At 73.7% G+C, this 17,794-nt stretch carries 13 protein-coding genes; 5 read left to right on the top strand and 8 right to left on the bottom strand.

What is annotated here, in order from left to right; genetic code table 11:
* Positions 1–321 precede the first annotated feature (321 nt).
* Entirely contained in the window at positions 322–555 is a 234-nt protein-coding gene (locus tag QI554_RS27360; RefSeq protein WP_281473332.1) for a hypothetical protein, read from the top strand.
* Positions 556–621: 66 nt separating this feature from the next.
* On the opposite strand, the gene QI554_RS27355 is transcribed toward QI554_RS27360, so the two are convergent.
* From QI554_RS27355 to QI554_RS27335, 5 genes are all read right to left on the bottom strand, one after another.
* A complete protein-coding gene (locus tag QI554_RS27355; RefSeq protein WP_281473331.1) occupies positions 622–1,359 on the bottom strand; it encodes a SpoIIE family protein phosphatase in 738 nt (245 codons plus the stop codon).
* Between the two features lie 222 nt (positions 1,360–1,581).
* Entirely contained in the window at positions 1,582–2,256 is a 675-nt protein-coding gene (locus tag QI554_RS27350; protein WP_281473329.1) for a hemerythrin domain-containing protein, read from the bottom strand.
* Positions 2,257–2,395: 139 nt separating this feature from the next.
* Positions 2,396–2,863: a hypothetical protein gene (locus QI554_RS27345; protein ID WP_281473327.1), complete on the bottom strand. Its 468-nt coding sequence runs from the start codon at positions 2,861–2,863 to the stop codon at positions 2,396–2,398.
* 118 nt (positions 2,864–2,981) lie between these two features.
* Positions 2,982–3,635 carry a 4'-phosphopantetheinyl transferase family protein gene (locus QI554_RS27340; protein ID WP_425528067.1) on the bottom strand — a complete coding sequence of 218 codons (654 nt, stop codon included), beginning with the start codon at positions 3,633–3,635 and terminating at the stop codon, positions 2,982–2,984.
* A gap of 35 nt (positions 3,636–3,670) precedes the next feature.
* A complete protein-coding gene (locus QI554_RS27335) occupies positions 3,671–4,573 on the bottom strand; it encodes a metallophosphoesterase family protein (protein WP_281473323.1) in 903 nt (300 codons plus the stop codon).
* A 265-nt stretch (positions 4,574–4,838) separates the two neighbouring features.
* Here QI554_RS27335 and QI554_RS27330 point away from each other — a divergent pair, with 265 nt between their 5' ends.
* Both QI554_RS27330 and QI554_RS27325 read left to right on the top strand, forming a co-directional pair.
* On the top strand, positions 4,839–6,332 hold the full coding sequence (locus tag QI554_RS27330; RefSeq protein ID WP_281473321.1) for an acyl-CoA thioesterase: 1,494 nt from the start codon (positions 4,839–4,841) through the stop codon (positions 6,330–6,332).
* 14 nt (positions 6,333–6,346) lie between these two features.
* Positions 6,347–6,823: an acyl-CoA thioesterase gene (locus QI554_RS27325; RefSeq protein ID WP_281473319.1), complete on the top strand. Its 477-nt coding sequence runs from the start codon at positions 6,347–6,349 to the stop codon at positions 6,821–6,823.
* 13 nt (positions 6,824–6,836) lie between these two features.
* On the opposite strand, the gene QI554_RS27320 is transcribed toward QI554_RS27325, so the two are convergent.
* The 3 genes from QI554_RS27320 to QI554_RS27310 form a co-directional block, all read right to left on the bottom strand.
* A complete protein-coding gene (locus tag QI554_RS27320) occupies positions 6,837–7,619 on the bottom strand; it encodes an endo alpha-1,4 polygalactosaminidase (protein WP_281473317.1) in 783 nt (260 codons plus the stop codon).
* Positions 7,620–8,079: 460 nt separating this feature from the next.
* A complete protein-coding gene (locus QI554_RS27315) occupies positions 8,080–10,287 on the bottom strand; it encodes a SpoIIE family protein phosphatase (protein ID WP_281473315.1) in 2,208 nt (735 codons plus the stop codon).
* 27 nt (positions 10,288–10,314) lie between these two features.
* Positions 10,315–12,870, bottom strand: a complete 2,556-nt coding sequence (locus tag QI554_RS27310; protein ID WP_281473313.1) for a SpoIIE family protein phosphatase — start codon at positions 12,868–12,870, stop codon at positions 10,315–10,317.
* Between the two features lie 382 nt (positions 12,871–13,252).
* Between QI554_RS27310 and QI554_RS27305 the strand changes: the two genes are divergently transcribed.
* Together QI554_RS27305 and QI554_RS27300 are read left to right on the top strand one after the other, a co-directional pair.
* Positions 13,253–13,753 (top strand): DUF5709 domain-containing protein, encoded by a 501-nt coding sequence (locus QI554_RS27305; protein WP_281473310.1) that lies wholly within the window; start codon positions 13,253–13,255, stop codon positions 13,751–13,753.
* An 874-nt stretch (positions 13,754–14,627) separates the two neighbouring features.
* Positions 14,628–17,702, top strand: coding sequence for a CHAT domain-containing protein (locus tag QI554_RS27300; protein WP_281473308.1), 3,075 nt, complete (start codon positions 14,628–14,630; stop codon positions 17,700–17,702).
* The last annotated feature ends 92 nt before the right edge of the window (positions 17,703–17,794 follow it).

Genomic DNA, 17,794 nt, shown 5'->3' with positions numbered 1-17,794 from the left:
GCGCGCTCGCGGCGTCGCGGGACCTCGCGAGTACGAGCGCCGGGCCGCCTGGCCCGGCGCGCACGCGCCCCACGACGCGGGCTGATCCGAGGAGATTCGTCAGACACGCCCTGGTGCAGGTTCGGCGTCTTCGGGACGGCCGGGTGGTGGTCGTGCGCCACCCGGCCCGGACCCCGGAGGTTCCGGACACGTCCTCGGGGCGGGCGCTCGGGTGCGGCCCAAGCCGCTTCTCGCATCCTCCGACAATGTGACTTTCCCGATCCGGTGAAGCTTTGCCTGTGCGGGGGGTTTCCGATCCGCCGCCGCGTCGTTGAACACAGCATGATCAAGTCAACTCGCGTCGCCGCCATCGTCGTGGCCGCCGCTGCCGGTGTGGCCATCGCCGCCCCGGCCGCGTCCGCCGCCGCCCCGCTCGCCGGCTCCGACCTCCCCCTCGGCTCCGCCGCCGGGCTCACGCCGGTCGACGCCGCGCTGCCCGCCGCGGCCGGCATCCTCCCCGCCGTCCCCGGTGCCCTGGGTGGTCTGAGCGGTCTGGGTGTCGCCGGTCTGCTGTAGCGGCCCGCCTGGAAGCACCAGCGCGCCGTCCGGGAACCGTCCCGGGCGGCGCGTCGCCGTGTCCGCTCAGTGCCCGATGTCCAGCAGGCACACCGCCGTCGCCGGTATGTGCCGGGCGTGGTCCGCCGCCGCGAGCGCCGCCACCAGGCGTTCCGTGGTGGCCGCGAACTCGCCTTGCAGCAGATCGGGGAGCCGCAGTCGCAGGTCGGAGAGCACCTCGTCGGGTGCCGTGGGTGTGCCCGCCGCGCCGGTGTGGAACAGGATCCGGTCGCCGGGGAACGCCCCCGCCGTCAGCACCGGGGGGTGAACGCTGCCGGGCGCCAGGACACCCACCGGCGGCATCGGCAACGGCGGTGTCAGCGGTCGTAGTTGCCGCCCCGAGACGAGGATCGGCGCGGGGTAGCCGCGGTTGATGATCGACAGTGTCGCGTCGTCGCCGTGCTGGACGACGAAGATCCTCGCCAGGTTGGCGCCGTGCCTGTAGGCGCCCTGCCGGTAGCCGCCGAGCAGCGCGGCCGCCGAGCGGTTCGCGACCTCGGCCAGGTCGTCCGCGACCGGCGCCGAGCGGCGGAACGCGCCGAGCATCAGCGAGGCCGACTCGCCGGCCGTCTTGGGGTCGCCGTCGATCTCGCCGAACAGCAGCCGCATGCCGTGCGGTGTACGCAGCGTCTCGTGGAAGTAGCGGCCCTCGGCCTCCGCGGGAACGTGCACGAAGGCGGTCACCCGGCCGGCTATCGCGTACGCGCTGTACGCGGCCCGCGGCGCACCGCTTTCGGGCTGGGCGAGGGTACCGGGGATTTTCATGAGGTCCTCCAGGTCTCGGGTACGCCGGTGTGCCGTCCCGAGACATGGACCCGGAGCGGTGCGCGTTTTGTCCACGCACCTTCAGCATTCCCCATCTGGGTAAACACCTAATAAGGGACTATCTGTGGCATCCCGTATGCGGAGTGTGCCCACCCGCCGGGTCCCGTCGGTACGCGGCCGTTCCCCCGATCGGCCGCGCACGTCGTCCGGGACGGATCCTGCTCAGTGGCCGTAGACCGCGCGCTCGCGCTCGGCGAACGCCTTGAGGTGCGGGGCCAGTTCCGCGGCGACCTCGGGCGGCGGGGCGGGCCGGGAGGCGCGCTCCTCGTCCGTCAGCGATGAGACGAACCACGGCACGAGCTCCAGCGCGCCGGCCCGCATGATGCGCGACTCCGCCGCCGCGTACACCTCGCCCGGCATGTGCGCGGTGATCAGCGGAAACAGCTCGGCCTCCTCGCGGTCCAGGTGCGCGGCGAGCAGGTCGCGCAGCTCGGCCAGGTCGGTCGCCAGCTGCATCGCGTACGCGCGCGGCGCCGACCCGAAGCGGGCCGCGATCGCGCCCGCCCGCTCCTGCGCGCCGTCCAGCTCGCGGTGCTCGGCGACGAGAGCGGCCAGGTCCGCCGCGTCGCCGACGTGCTCGGCGACGACCGGCCACAGGATCTCGTCCTCGTTGTGGTGGTGCTCGGACAGCGCCGCCAGGAAGCCCTCGACGTGCTCGGCGATCGCCTCCGCCTGCGGAGCGGGGATCGGGTCGAGGGACGGGCCGAGCTCGGCCAGCAGCGCGGTGAGCCGCTCGGCGTGGTCGCGGAGGGAACGGTGGACGACCGTGAACGATGACAGGTTCGGGGGAGTGGCCTCGGCTGCGGTGCGGGGCGCCGGGGTCTTGGTGGTTGCCATGTGAACACGGTCGCCCCCGTTGATCATCAACCGCTAAACACTGGATCAACGGGAGGCGGCGACAGGGCGAATGCAAGACCGGTGCTGTCCGGAATGCGCGGCCAACGCCTTTGTGGCGCACGGGTGTTCGGCGAAGCGGTCAGCTCGGCGGGGGTGGTTCGGCGGCCGCCACCATGTCGCGCAGCACGGTCACAGCGGTCGCCAACGCCTCGGCGAACTCCTCGGGCTCGACCGCGAATTGGGCCGCGAGCGCGTCGGCGCGGGCCGAAGCCGAATGCAGGCGCGCATTGCGGCGGGTGTACGCGTCGATGTCCGGCCCGGCGCGGTCGGGCAGGCACGCACGCTCGGCCTCGTAGGCCTGCCGGGTCGCCGCCGTACACGCGCGCACCGCGTCCGCGATCAGCCCGGCCCGTAGATGCGACATCGGGACCGGGCGCTCCCCGGCCTCCCGGATCAGCACGGCCAGCCGGTGCGCCCGCAGCATCACCATGCCGCGGGCCTCCATGACGTAGGACGCCCGGTCGAGGCCGCCCTGCGTCCAACGCCTCTCCCGCGACGCGGCCGCGCCGGGAGCCTGGTGTCGTCGTTCTCGGTGTGTCGAGTGCATCGCCGCAGCGTGCCGGGCAGGCGTCAGCGATCGATGAACAACGGATCAACGCACGGGGCGGCGAACGGGCCGACGCGTAGGCGGGAGCGGTGCCGTGCCGCCGACGGGAAGGCGGCCGTCAGACCGCCGCCCGGACGGCTATCGCCGTCACCGCGATCCCGTCCGCGATGCGCCAGCGCCCCTCGAAGCCGTCGAGGCCCCGGGGGCGGTCGTCGGGGAGCAGGCGCGCGCGGAAGGTGCCCCCGAGCGGGTCGAAGGCCACGTCCGCGTCCTCGAAGCCGAGCCAGCGGCGGGTCAGCGGGAACCACGCCTTGTAGACGGCCTCCTTCGCGCTGAACAGGAGCCGGTCCCACGGCACGTCGGGGTGCTCCGCCGCGTGGGCGGCGATGCGGGCGCGTTCGTCCTCGGACGAGACGGCCTCGAACACGCCGTCGGGCAGCGGCAGCGCCGGCTCGGCGTCGATGCCCACCGTGCGGACCTCGCCGACGCGGGCGACCGCCGCCGCGCGGTAGCCGGCGCAGTGCGTCATGCTGCCCACCACGCCCGTCGGCCACCCGGGCGCGCCGCGCTCGCCGGGGAGCAGCGGCACGGGCGCGATGTCCAGGCGCGCGAGCGCACGGCGCGCACACCGGCGCACGGTCGTGAACTCACGCCGGCGCTTGTCGACCGCACGCGCCAGGCGGGCCTCCTCCTCGGGGAAGAGCCAGGTGTCCGGCGGATCGTCGAAGCACTCCTCGGCGGCCACCTCGGCGGGCAGGATGGCCGCGAGCAGGCCGAGGGCGGCGTCCCCCGGGGTCTCCTCCGCGCTCATCCGGCGACAGCCTGTACAGCGGCCGCGGAGCTCTCCTCCGCCGGGAAGATCCGGCGCGGCACGGGCCGCCGCAGCCCCGACTTGCGTTCGCGCGGGTAGCCCAACGAGACCTCCTCGAACCGGACGCCGTCGTACCAGGTCGTGCGCGGGATGTGCAGGTGGCCGTACACGACGGCGGTGGTCGGGAAGCGGGTGTGCCAGTCGGCCGTCCGCACGGTGCCGCACCACTGCGCGAACTCCGGGTACCAGAGCACGTCCGTCGGCGTCCGCACCAGCGGGAAGTGGTTGACCAGCACATACGGCGCCGCCGGATCCGCCGACTCGGCCAGCCGCGCCTCGGTGTACGCGACGCGGGCCTCGCACCACGCCTGGCGGCTCGGGTACGGGGTGGGGTCGAGCACATACTCGTCCGTGCACACCACGCCCGCCTCCCGGGCGATGGCCAGGCCCTCCTCGCGCGTCGCGGCGCCGGGCGGCATGAACGTGTAGTCGTACAGCACGAACAACGGCGCCACCGTCAGCGGGCCGTCCGCGCCGTGCCACACCGGGAACGGGTCCTCGGGGGTCAGCACGCCGAGCTCCCGGCACCGCTCGACGAGCAGCCGGTAGCGGGCCTCGCCGCGGCGCTCGGGGCCGTCCTCGGCGTCGGCCCAGAGCTCGTGGTTGCCGGGCGTCCACACGACGGTGTCGAACCGTTCGGCGAACACGGCGAGGGTCTTGGCGACCTGTTCCGGCGACTCGGCGACGTCGCCGGCCACCAGCAGCCAGTCGCCCGGGTGGGTCGGGCGGATCCGCTCGACGGTCAGCGCGTAGTTGGCGGGGATCGCGGTGTGGACGTCACTGACGGCGTACAGCGCGGGCGCGTCGGCGTCACGGGGCTGCGGAGCTGCGGTCGTCACCCACCGACCATAGAGGCGCGGGGCCGCACCCCGGCAGAGCCGCGCCTTGGGGCGCCCCAAGCATCGCTGATACGGCGGCGCCGACGGGCCGCGAAGGGACAGCGTGGGCCCGTCGGTACAGTGCAGCCCACCCGCCCAGAAGCCGGGTCCCCGACGACACCGCGTCCCGACGCCCGGGACCACCCCGGCACACACCCCGCGGCCGACGACAACCCCGCCGCCCAGGCACCACCCGCACCACCGCACGACTGGCAAGGAGCACGCGATGGCCACCCCCGCCAAGGGCGGATCCCCGGCGAACCCGCTGTGGCCGCGGATCGCCTTCGACGACCTGATAGCCGCGTACGCCCTGGCATCGGACGGCCCCGACGACCAGGCGGAGCCGGGCGGCACGCAGGAGCGGGCGGGGTGGAACGTGGGAACGGGGCCGAGTCCCTGCAGTGCGTCTGCGGCGTCCGTTGACTCCGCCGCGCCCGCCACGTCCGTCGGCCTGGACGGCCCCGACGACCAGGCCGAGCCGGGCGGCGCGCAGACGCCGACCGGGTGGAACGTGGGGACGGGGCCGAGCCCCTCAAGTGGCTCCTCCGCGGGCGACGGCCCCGGCCGTCAGGTGGGGCCGGGCGGCACGCAGGAGCGGGCGAGGTGGAAGACGACGACGGGGCTGGGCTCCTCCAACGCGTCCGCGGCGTTCGCTGACTCCAACGGTCAGGCGGAGCCGGGCGGCACACCGGCGCCGGCGGGGTGGGGCGCGGCGACGCGGCTGAGCCCTTCCAACGGGTCCGCGACGTCCGTTGAGTCCGAGGAGGGCCAGGCGGCGACGCGGCTGAGCTCCTCCGGTGGCCCTGCTGCGTCCGTCGGCTCCGCCGCGCCTGATATGTATGCCGGCGCTGACCCGTCGATCGGCCGCCCTGACCCGTCGGGCGGCCGATGCGCCCCGTCCGGCCTGGTCTCGCCCGTCAGTGCGGCCACCCCCGTCGTGCGGTTTCGGGCGCGCAATGTGCTGTCGCCGAACCGCTTCACGCTCGGCTCGCAGCTGCTCGGGCAGGCTGTCGCGGCCGCCGAGCGGGCCTTTCCCGGCATGGCGGTCCAGTCGATGCATGCGGTCTTCCCTCGTGCGGGTGACGTCGAGGCGCCGATCGACATCAGCGTCGAGACCGTCCACTCCGGGCGGGCGCTGGCCACCGCGCAGGTGAGCTTCCGCCAGTCGGGCGGCGAGCATGCCCGTGCGCTCGTCATGCTCAGCCGCGACGAGCCCGACTTCCTGCGGCACGGCGCGACCCTGCCCGACGATGTGGCAGGCCCCGACGCGTGCGAGCCGTTCGACTGCCCGCTGGTCCCGTGGGAGACCCGGACCGAGGGCGGCGACGCGGCCTGGGACTCGACGGTTGCCCGGCCCGGGCCCGTCGACGTCTGGCTGCGTGCGAAGGACGCCCCCGGCGACCCGGGCGCGTCCCGCGCGCTGCTCGCACACGCGAGCGAGGCCTTCGTCATTCCGGTCGCGCTACGCGGCTACCCGGCCGCCGCGCTGGAGCGCCGCGGCGGTCGCGGAGTCTCCGTCGTGCTCGCCCAGACCGTGACCTTCCACGAGCCGTTCTCGCTGCGCGACTGGATCCTGCTGCGCGCCGAGAGCAGCTACGCCGGGCGGGGCCGCATGCACGGCCGGTTCCAGGCGTACGGTCCCGACGGCCGCCTGGTCGCGTCGATCACCGCCGAGGCGCTCATGCGCCCCGCCCACCCCCACGCCGCCGCCGCGTCCTAGCCTGAAGGAGCGTCATGTCCGCCACCCCGCCGCGCCGTTCGCCCGACCCGGCACGGCTGCGCCTCGACAGCTACCCGTTCGTCCGCGAGGTCCCGGCGCGGTTCGCGGACATGGACCTGCAGCGGCACATCAACAACGTCGCCATCGCGACGTTCTACGAGGACGGCCGCGCCAACCTCAACATGGCGATGTTCGGGTCGGACCTGTTCACCCGCGTGCGGGAGTTCCGGCTCGTCGTGCTCGAGACCACGACCCGCTACCTCAGCGAGGCGCCGTTCCCCGCCACTTACCAGGTCGGGGTCGGCATCACCCGGTTCGGCGCCTCGTCGTTCGACTACGGGATGGGGCTGTTCCATGACGGCACGTGCGTCGGGGTGTGCGACACGGTGATGGTGCACATGACCGAGTCGGGGCCGACCCCGATCCCAGCGCAGCGGCGCGCGCTGATGGACCGGTACGCGTTCCCGGCGGTCGCGGCACCGCTCGCCTGACGCCGAACGGCGTTCAGCAGACCGCGAACTGGTGGCCCGACTTGCCGGTCGGCGTGACCTCGCGGTCGCGCAGCACGATCGACAGCTTGGCCGACCAGCCCGCGCAGGCCTTGTCGAAGTCGGACTTGGTGTACTCGACGACGAACACCCGGTTCGCATAGGCGTTCGCGTACGTGCCGCACTCGTCGTACTTGCCGCACTCCTCGGCGACGGCGAAGTCGAAGCCGATCGCGCCGTGTTGGCCGGTCATCTCGGCGGCGTTCTTCTGACCGATCGCCAAGCCGACGGCGTGCGCGCGGGCGGCGAGGAGTTTCGCGAACTCGACGTCGTGCGCCATCGTCAGCTTGCCCTGCGAACGGGTGTACGAGTCGAGGTTGTCGGGCTCGACCGCCTGGAAGCCCTTGCGCGCGCAGTCGTCGATCCACGGGCCGACGACGCCCATGAGGGCCTTGCGCTTCGCGTCCGTCGAGACGTCGAGGACGGCCTCGTTCCACGCCTCGTCGATGACCAGCGAACTGCCGTTGCGAAGCAGCAGGTCCGGATGCTCCTTTTCCCACCAGCCAGTCGCATCGGGCTGCGCCTGAAACGCGTTGACGTAGCAGATGTTGTACGCGCCGGGCAGCGGCGGCGCGGCGTGGTCCCGCGACACGACCTGCACGCCCGCGGCGGGCTGGTACGGGCCGCCGATCTGGTAGTCGAACCCGGCGTTCGCGGTAGGCGGCACCACCTTGCCGCCGGAACCGGCAGGCGGCGGAGGCGCGTTCGGCGCGGGCGCGGCGGGACCGCCCGGCGGCACGGGAGCGGGCGATGCCGGCGCGGGCGGCGCGGACGACGCCGACGCGGCCGCACTCGGCGACGCGGAGCCCGAAGCGTCCGCAACCGACGGCGGCGCAGGCTCCGCGGCAGCGGGCGCGCCCGACGAAGGCACTCCCGCACCCTGGTCCTTCGTCTCCCCGCCGTCATCCGACCCACACCCCGCCAACACGGCGAGCACCAGCCCGCCGGCACACAGAGAGACGGCCAAGCGGCGGACCCGGTGCTTGATCACAATCGTCGACACAGCCGCCACGGTACAGCGTGCGGGAAAGGTCCCTCACCCCAGCCGCGTGGACGCGAAATGCGGTACCGGATAAGGATGTTCGCGGCCCTCTGGCGCGATGGACGGGCTAAGCTCGCGGGCTCGGCGCGACGCGGGCTCGGCGCGACGCGGGCTCGGCGCGACGCGGGCTCTCGGTCAATCCCCACCGCAGGGAGCCCTACTCCGGTGGAGCCAGCGGCTGTTCCGCCCAGATCGTCTTTCCGTCCGCCGTGTACCGGGTTCCCCAGCGCTGGGCGAACTGCGATACCAGGAACAGGCCGCGGCCGCCCTCGTCGGTCGTCCTCGCGTGGCGGAGGCGGGGCGACGTGGCTGTTCCGTCGGAGACCTCGCAGATCAGGTTGGTGTCGCGGATCAGGCGCAGGGTGATCGGGCCGGCCGCGTACCGGATCGCGTTCGTGACGAGTTCGCTCACCACCAGCTCCGTCGTGAACGCCGCGTCGTCCAGGTCCCATTCGCTGAGCTGGCGGTCGACCAGGGCACGGGCGTCGGAGACGACGGCGGGGTCGGCGGGGAGGTCCCAGGTCACGACGTGTGTCGCGTCCAGCGCGTGGGTCCGGGCGACCAGCAGTGCGATGTCGTCCGTCGGCGGGCGGTCGGCCAGGGTCGCGAGGATCGCGTGGCTGATCTCGTCGAGGGGTCGGTCCGCGTCGGCGAGGGCGCCGCGGAGGCGGTCGAGGCCCTGGTCGATGTCGGCGCCGCGCGAGCCGCCGACCAGGCCGTCGGTGTACAGGACGATCAGCGTCCCCTCCGGCAGCTCGAACTCCGCCGACTCAAAGGGGAGTCCGCCGAGCCCCAGAGGCGGCCCGGCGGGCAGGTCGGGGAACTCCACGCTGCCGTCCGGGTGCACGATCGCGGGCGGCGGGTGCCCGGCCCGCGCCATCGTGCAGCGCCGGGTGACGGGGTCGTACGCCGCGTAGAGGCAACTCGCGCCGAGCGCCGCCGTGCTCACCTCGCCGGCGTCGGCGTCCGGGTCGGTGCCCCGTGCCTCCTCGTCGACGAAGCGCATCACGATGTCGTCGAGGTGGGCGAGGAGTTCGTCCGGTGGCATGTCGAGGTCGGCGAGCGTGTGCACGGACGCCCGCAACCGGCCCATGGTTGCCGCCGCGTGCGCGCCGTGCCCGACGACGTCGCCGACCACGAGGGCGACCCGCGCGCCGGACAGCGGGATGACGTCGAACCAGTCGCCACCCACGCCCGCCCGGTCGTTGGCGGGCAGGTACCGGCTGGTGACCTCGACGGCGGACTGCACCGGCAGTCCGTGTGGAAGCAGGCTGCGCTGGAGGGCGAGCGCGGCGGCGTGTTCCTTGGTGAAGCGCCGCGCGTTGTCGATCGACACGGCGGCCCGGGACACGAACTCCTCGGCGAGGATGAGGTCGTCGGGCTCGAACGGGTTGGGGGTGTGGCGCCGGAAGAAGTGCGCGACGCCGAGCATGGTCCCCCGGGCGCGGATCGGCACGACCATCATCGTGTGCAGCCCGATCTCGCGGACGCGCTCGCTCGCCGTCTTGTCGGAGGCCAGCCACGGCAGGGCGTCCGGGTCGAGTACGGCCTCCAGCATCGCCTTGCCGTCGACGATGGCGTGCGCGGCCGGCGAGTTGGGGAACACCCGGGCGTGCTCGCCGATCTGGGCGATCGTCTCGCGCATGTCGTCCTGCGTGGAGCGCTGGCCCACCCGCCGCAGCAGCGGGTCCTCTTGCATCGGCCCGGGGGCGGGCTCGATGCCGTGGAGCACGTCCTCGAGGAGGTCGACGGCGACGAAGTCGGCGAGCGCGGGCACGGCGGCGTCGGCCAGCTCCTGCGCGGTGGTGGCCACGTCCAGCGTCGTGCCGATGTGCCGCGCCGCGTCGCTGAGCAGCCCCAGCCGCTGCTGGGCGCGCCACCGGTCCGTCACGTCGACGACGATGTACGACACGCCGAGCGGCGTCCCGTCCGGCCCGTCGACGCGGAAGAACGACGTCGAGTAGGCCCGCAGGGTGCCCGGGGCGGCATGCGTGCTGCCCTGATACTCGCGGTCGATCTCCGGGACGCCGGTCGCCAGGACGCGCCGCATCACCCCCTCTATTTCGGCGGTCGGCAGGTCGGGGAAGAGCTCGGTCAGGCGCTTGCCGAGCCGCTCCTCGCGCGGCACGCCGCCGCTGCGCACCAGCGCCTCGTTCACCCACACGCACCGCAGCTCGGTGTCGGTCATACAGATGCCGATGGGCGCCTGGTCGAGCAGGTGGTGAAGGAGCGAAGCGGTGGTCGGCGGCGGCCATTCGGGCAGGCCGGGAGCGGACGGGCCGCCGAAGCCCTCAGGCGCGGCGGTGTCGTCCGCGCGCGGATCAGGTGTCTCGCGCGGGTCGCGGTCGTCGTCCGGCGGGTGCATGGCGGGTCCTCCTCTCCGTGCCTCGTCTCACGGTGTGGTCGTGGTCTCCGGACCGGGTTCGGATGCCGGCGCGTCGCCTCCCTTCCACAGCGTCAGCAGAAGCGCCACGTCGTCGGCGCGTTCCACCAAACGCCCCGCGTCATGCACCATGCGGTCGGCGAGCTCGGCGATGGTGGCCGCGGGGCGGCTGCCGCGCGCCAGTGAACCGCGCAGGCGTTCGACTCCCTGGTCGATGTCGATGCCGACGTCCTCCACGAGGCCGTCCGTGTACAGCGCCAGCACCGAGCCGGGCGAGAGGGTCACCTCTGTGACGGGGTACGCCGCTTCGCGGTCCACACCCAGCAGGGTGCCCCCGGCGACCTCGAGCACACGGGCGGTCCCGTCGGGGTCGCGCAGCATCGGCTGCGGATGCCCGGCGCGCGCCGCGCGGGCGATCCCGGTGGCCGGGTCGAGCACGATGTAGCAGCAGCTCGCGAACAGGCCGGAGTCCAGGTCGGCGAGGAGCTGGTTGGTGGCGCGCAACACCTGTTCGGGGGAGTTCCCGGCGGTGGCGAAGGCCCGGACCGCGCTGCGCAGTTGCCCCATCGTCGCGGCGGCCGCGACGCTGTGGCCCTCGACGTCGCCGATCACCAGGGCCACGTCGTGGCCGGTGTCGATCACGTCGTACCAGTCGCCGCCGATCTCCATGCCCTGTGTGCCGGGCAGATAGCGGGCGGCGATCTCCAGGTGCGGCAACGTCGGCAGCCGGTGCGGCAGCAGCGCGTGCTGGAGGCCGCGCGCGAGGGTGAACTCGGCGTCGTACAGGCGCGCCCGTTCGAGCGCCTGTGCGACCAGGCCGCTCAGCGCGGTGAGCACCGACCGCTCCTCGGGGCTGAAGCGGTGCCGCGCCCGGAACCCGAGGATGCAGCTGCCGACGGGGCGGTCGGAGGCGATGAGCGGCAGGAAGGCCCACGACGCCATCTCGTCCATCGGGATACCGGGGTACGCGCGGGCCAGCTCGCCAGGCGACTCGAAGAACATCGGCGTGCCCAGCAGCAGCGTCTCCACCCCGGGCAGGTGCGAGTCGAGCGGCACGCCTTCGAACGGGTCGAGGAACCCGGACGGGTAGCCGATCTGCCTGGCCAGGTGGAAGCGCTTGTCCTGCTGCACCACGTAGATGGCCAGCTCCTGCCCGTCGAACGCGGGTACGAGCTGGTCGGCCACCACCTCGCACACATGATCGACGGTGACCGCCTCGGTGAGCGCCGCCGCCATCTGCAGCACGTGGTAGATCGCGCCCAGCCGCGGCGGCGCGGGCTTGGGCGCCCGCGGCGGCGCCCCCGCGGCCCCCACAGACTCGACGGACGCACCGCGCGAGGGCAGCCGCGCCGGACCCGCCGCAGGCCACGACACCGGCGGAGACTCCACCTGCGCCGCCGCGGCGCCCGACGGGGGAGTGGTCGGCACAACGGTGCCGGTCAGCCCGTACGGGTCCGGATACAGCGAGAACGCGAGCCACACGTCCCCGGGCGCCCGGCTCAGGAACGACGTGGGCTCCTGCGACAGCATGGCCGCCCGGTAGCGGTCTTCGTACGACGGGTCCGCCAGCCAGGGCAGGGCCGCCCACGGCGTGCGTCCCAGGACGTCCTCCAGGCGTATGTCGAGCATCGCCTGGAGGTTCACGTTGGCATACGTGATCCGGCCGTCGGGGTCGAGCGAGAAGACGCCGTCCCGCAGCCGCTCGACCGCCTCCGCCGCGGCCGCGCTCATGCCCAGGTCAAGAGCGATCCCGACCAGGTGCCGAGAGGTAAGACCGTTCTTGTCGCCGCCCCGGGCGGGATCCGGCACCCGGCCCCAGATCTCCAGCGGATGCCGGGACCCGTCGGGCCAGCGCACCTGGATCCGCCAGCCCGTCACCAGGCCGGCCTGCGTAGCCCGCCGAGCCGCGTCCCGGAACTGCCGCTCGCCGTCCGGCACCACCTGCGCCGCGAGCGTCGCGACCCGGCCGTCGAACGTGCGCCGGTCCAGGCCGAACAGCGTGTACAGCTCCTCGTCGGCGGCGATCATGCCGGTGGTCAGGTTCCAGTCGAACGTGCCGACGCGGTTGGGCGTGAACACGGGCATGTCCAGCGGTGTCGCCGTCGGCGGCCCCGCGTACTCCAAGGGCACGCCGTCCCGGGCATGGCGCTCGAGCGCCGCGCCCAGGCGCCTGGTCGCGGCGCGCAGCCCGCGTCTGCGGGTGACCGGCAGACCCCGCCCGGGCGAGGCCGGCCACATCACGCAGATCACCGCCACCGCCTCCGGACCTGCACGCACCGGAGCGGACGCCGACGCGAACGCGTACGGCATCCCTATCGCCAGCTGCGGGAAGCGGCGCATCGTCTCGCCCGCGTCCGCCAGGAACACCGTGCGGCCGGTCCGTATCGCCGCCGCGGTCGGGAACGCGCCGTTCACGGGGATCCGCCGCCAAGGGTCGAGCAGCGACACCGCGAGCCCGGCCACTTTCGCCAGCACCAACGTGCGATGGTCGGGGGACATCAGGTAGGCCACGCCGCAGTACGCGTCCGTGGCGCGGACCGCCTCGCTCAGGCAGTCCGACAGCACCGCGTCCAGCTCAGGCGCCAGCCCGGCCTCCGCACCGGACGCCGGCGCGCGCGTGCCCGCCGCCTCCGCTCCGCGACCGGGCGCGGGTGAACTGTCGCCGGACGGCGGCGGTCCCGGTGACGGGTCGGGGCGCGGCGTGGGGAGATCCTCCCTTGATCGCGCGCACATACTCTCGGGGTACGCCGCCCCCCGGCCGATGTCAAGGAGAGCGGAGCGCCCCCCGGCCCGCGGAGCGGCCGAGTCCCGTGGGGATGCGCGGAAGCACGCGGCGTGCCTACGTTGGGCCTGTCGAGTGACCCACGCCCGCCGGCCCCACCGGCAGGCCGACGGCCCGGACGCCCGGCCCCGCCGCGACGTACGGACCAGAAAGGAGGCACCCGCGATGGACGGCACGAACCACCCGCGGCCGGGCGCCGCTTTCGGGGACGCGCCGTACGAGGACCCCGCGCTGGGCGCCGACGAAACCCTGGTCACCGACGACCTGGCCGCCGACCCCCTGGACACCGGCGTCGTCCCACCCGACCGGTACAGCCCCGCCGAGGACTACGGCGACACCGCCGAAGAGGCTGCGCAGGGCGAATCCCTGGAACGGCTGCTCCACCAGGAGCAACCGGACACGGGCCCCGGCGGCTTCGCCGAGATGGACGCCGACGACGCGTACGCCGGCGACCCGGACCTCGGCGAATACGCCCGCACCGCGATCGACGACCGCTGGCAGGGCGGCCCGGGCCCGCGCACCGGCCGCCTGATCACCGCCGACGGCGAGGACCACTCGGGCGAACTCCTGGCCTCCGACGTGGGCATCGACGCAGGCGCCGCAAGCGCCGAAGAGGCCGCGATGCACGTGGTCGAGGACGAGCTGGAACTGGACGAGTTCGACTGAAACCCGCGGTGACGCAAGTGTGACGCGAACACCCCCCGATGAGGGAGTTCTGGTGATTCGCATACGTGACGGCACAGTGAGGTGGGGGTCCGAGGTCGCGCGCCCACGCTGGAACGGACCCCGGCAGCGCAAGAAAACCCCGCAAGAAAACCCGCACCGCACCCACAGAACGACCGCAGCCCGGCAGGGCAAGCGAACCCAAAGTGCGTCCACACCCCGCGCCCCTCCCGCCAGGTGCGAGGTGGTTCCGCGCGGCCGGCCCGCGGTCCAAGCCGCAACCGACCCAGGCCACCTGACCAAGCGCTGGCAGGAACGGCTTGAGGCGCGGGCCGTCCGCGCGGAAAATCCAAGAGCGGGAGGGGCGTCAGGCCACCAAAACGCACCAGTCGATGAACGGTGCGGCCAGCTACCCGTCAAGAGGCCGCCCCATCCTCGCGGTCCTTCGGGTACAGCCCGTCGACACGTGGCACGCTGGAGCAGGGGTGTGCCGATGGGTGACCGTGAAGACGGCGAGTCACGCACGCGCGGAGCGGGTGTGTACTCCGATACGGGCCGTGGGGTCGATCCCCTCAGCGCGCCCGTCGCCGGGAGACCGACAGCCGCCGCAGAGCCCGGGTCCGGTTTAGAACCTGCCCGCATGCGCCCCGTCCCCGCCCCGTCGAAACCCGCACCACCGAAGCAACCCGAAGCACCCGCGGAACGAGCACCCGCGGAACGAGCACCCGCAGAACGAGCCCGCACCACCGAGAACCCCTTAGACGCCGTCGAAACCCTCTTCCAGGCCGTGCAGGCCAACCGTCTGGACCCCGCCGAAGCCGAACACAGGGCGACCGGCCCCCTAGGCACCCCCCTGGACCCAACCCGCGTCGAAGCGTTGGCAGAGAGAGCCAGAGCCCTGGCCGCCGAGGAAGCCCCCGTCGGAACGCTGCTTGTGAGGCTGCTGGTGAGGGCCGTGGGCCTGGCCCCCGGTTCCACCCGCCCCCACACGCCACGCGCCCTGGCCACCCCCGCCGCCCGAACCGCACTCGCCGCGTGGATCGACGTCTCCGCATACGCCCTCGCCGACGTCGGAGACCCCGCCGTACTCGACGCCGCCCGCGCCGCGTCGGAGAGCCTCGTCGCGTACCACCGCGCGCACGCCGACCCCGCAGGCGAAGCCCGCGCCCGACTGATGCTCGCCCGAACGTTGATCCACGTGTACTGCGCAGGCCGCCAACCCGCGACCCTCGCCGCCGACGACGCAACCTGGCGTGAGCACAGCAGGCGCCGTCGGGAGGCCCGTGGCGCGTCGGAGGAGGAGCTCGAACGGGAGATGCCCAGCTGGCGGGACGGCCTCGCCGAGGCCTCGCGGCTGGTCGAGGCCGCGCTACCCGCCCTCCAGGGGGCCGAACACGCCTACGCCTGCTACGACTTGATCAAGCTGCTCGACCTACGCCGCGGACTGGACGGCTCGCTCGGCGCCGAGGCCCACACGATCGCGGGCCGCGTCCTCGACCTGGCGCGCGCCGCCGTCCCGTATCTGGACCCCGACGACGCGCCGGTGCAACGCCTGATGGTTCTGGACCTGACCGTCCGGCACGGCGGAGAGGTGTCCCGTCGGGACGTCGACGAACTGCTCGGCCGCTGGCCGGACGACATCGCCTACCGTACGGGCGACCAGGGGGCGTTGGACGCCGGATGGCACCTGGCCGCGCTGCTGCGCCGAGGCGACCCGCCGCGCGCGCTCGCGGTGATGACGGAGACGGCGCGCCTGGCCCGGCGTCTCGGCGAGCGCGACCGGCGCCAGGCGCTCACCCAGGAGGTCATCCTGATCGGCCTCGCGCTGGCGCCGGGCACCGGTGCGATGGTCGCGGACCTGGGCTGGGCGGGCGCGGTCACCGCGACCACCGCACGGCTGGACGGCGTCGGCCGCCTCGGACGCGCCGACGCCGACGTGTCGGTCCCCACCGGCGACCCGCGCGCCGGGATAAAGGTGCCCGCGGTCACCGCAGAGGCCGCGACCCTCGTCGAACTCGCTCGCCGGTCATCCGAGTTCGGTGAACCGTCCACCGGGCGCCGGTTACTGGAGACGGCCGAGCAGGTGTGCCCGCACCTGGTCGCCCGTCACCCTGACGCCCTGCGCATGCTGCACGCGCGGCTGCTGATGGACGGCGCCGCCGAGACCGCCGAATCCGATCCCGCCCGCGCCGCAGCCGAACTCGACCAAGCCATACGCCTCTTGCTGCGCCTAGGCCTGCCAGAAACCGCGCTGACCCCCTTCCACGCGCTAGCCGACCTGCTGCACGCGAATCCCAAAGCTCCCAAAGCTCCCACATCCCCCGCGGCGTTCTCGCCGGTCGTCGACGCCCTCGTCGAGCACGCCGGCGCGTTGGAGCGCCGCTGCGGCACCCAAGGCCGGTCCGCGGTAAGGCTGGTGGCCGGCACGGCGGTATCCGCGCTGCTAGGCACCCATGCCGACCCGGACGACGTCCTGCGCATCACGTCCGTCCTCAAAGGTGCCCAGTACGCCGCGGCCCTCGCCGACCCGGCCGCGCTCCGGGCCCGCTTCGCCGCTGCCGGGTCGGACGCCGCCCTGCTCGAACTCCAGGCGGCCCTCGGCGCCGATCCGGCCGCCGCCACCGAGGACGCCGGTGACAATGACTTCGACCGGACGCTGTTCACCTCGTACCCCGACGCCCCACCCCCGGTCGACAGCGGAGGCAAGACCAACGGCGACCCCGCGCAGCGCGTCGCGAACCTCCAGCGCGCGTACGACCAAAGGCTGATCGCGAGGGTGTTCGACGGCGCGGGCGCGTACAGGCCGCTGCTGTCCACCGACGTGAGCCTCGCGCTGCCCGGCGGCACCGTGCTGCTGGACCTGACCGCGTCCGCGCTGCCCAACGGCAACCTCGGGCTGTACTGGCAGATATTCGCGGGCGGGTCCAACCTGTGCCACTGCGGGGTGGTCCCGTTCGAACTCCCGTACCCCGGCCTGCCCGTCGCCACCGACGGCGTCGAAAGCCCGCGCTTCGCCCCGCTCGCGCCGCAGGTCATGTCCACCCGCGAACACCTGCGCGTCGACCCGGGCCGGATGCGCCCGGTCAGCACCGAGGGCGGGAAGCGGCTGCGGCAGGACGCGCTGGACCTCATCGGGGAGGACGGCCTCGGCGTGCTGGCCGCCCTGCACGAGGCGGGCTGGCGTTCGCTGTGCGTGTCGCCGCACGGCCCGCTGCACTTCTACCCGTGGCATCTGCTCGAACACCGAGACGGCGCAATGCTGTGCGACGACTGGACGGTGACCGTGCTACCCAACCGCGGTCTGCTCCGCCCCGCCGTCGGCCAGCCCCGGCTCGCCCGCCCGCCGGTGCGGATGCTGACCTGCCTGGGCATGGGCTTCGCCGCCGACTCACGCCCCGGCGCCCGCCCGCTCCCGCACGCCCCGGGCGAAGCGCGTGACGTCGCCGCTCTGTTCGACGGTCAGGCGCTCGTGCTGACCGACGAGGCGTGCACCGACCGGGCCGTGCTCGACGCCCTCCAGGAGTCCTGCTACGTCCACATCACCACGCGCGGCAGGCACCACGCGGCCGCGCCGTCGCTGCACGGCCTCTACTTCACGCCGACGGACGACACGACGGGCCGGGTCACCGCGGCCGACCTGGTCGGCCTCGACCTGCGCGGCGTCGACGTGGTCACGATGAGCGTGTGCGAGACGTCGCTCGGCCGCGTCGACGACGGCGACAACCCGCGCGGCCTGCCGGGCGCGCTGCTGCTCGCGGGCGTGCGTACGGTCGTCGGCACGCTGTGGCCGATCGGGTCCGCCACCGCGCGGATGTTCTTCGTGCGGTTCTACGGCGCCCTGCGCGACGGCGACGCCAAGCCGGACGCGTTCCGTGCGGCGCAGGAACACACGCGCAAGGCGTTCCCGCAGTACCGGGACTGGGGCGCGTTCGTGTACTACGGCGCGCCCTGACGCCCTGACGCCCTGACGCCCTGACGCCCTGACGGACCGCACAGACCAAACACACCAAACAGACCGAAAAGACCCGGCGGACGACTGTCGGT

This window comes from Yinghuangia seranimata, from assembly GCF_029953285.1.
Taxonomy (GTDB): Bacteria; Actinomycetota; Actinomycetes; order Streptomycetales; family Streptomycetaceae; genus Yinghuangia; species Yinghuangia seranimata.
The sequence above is the reverse complement of the archived record's forward strand: the minus strand, read 5'-3'. Positions and strand labels throughout refer to the sequence as shown.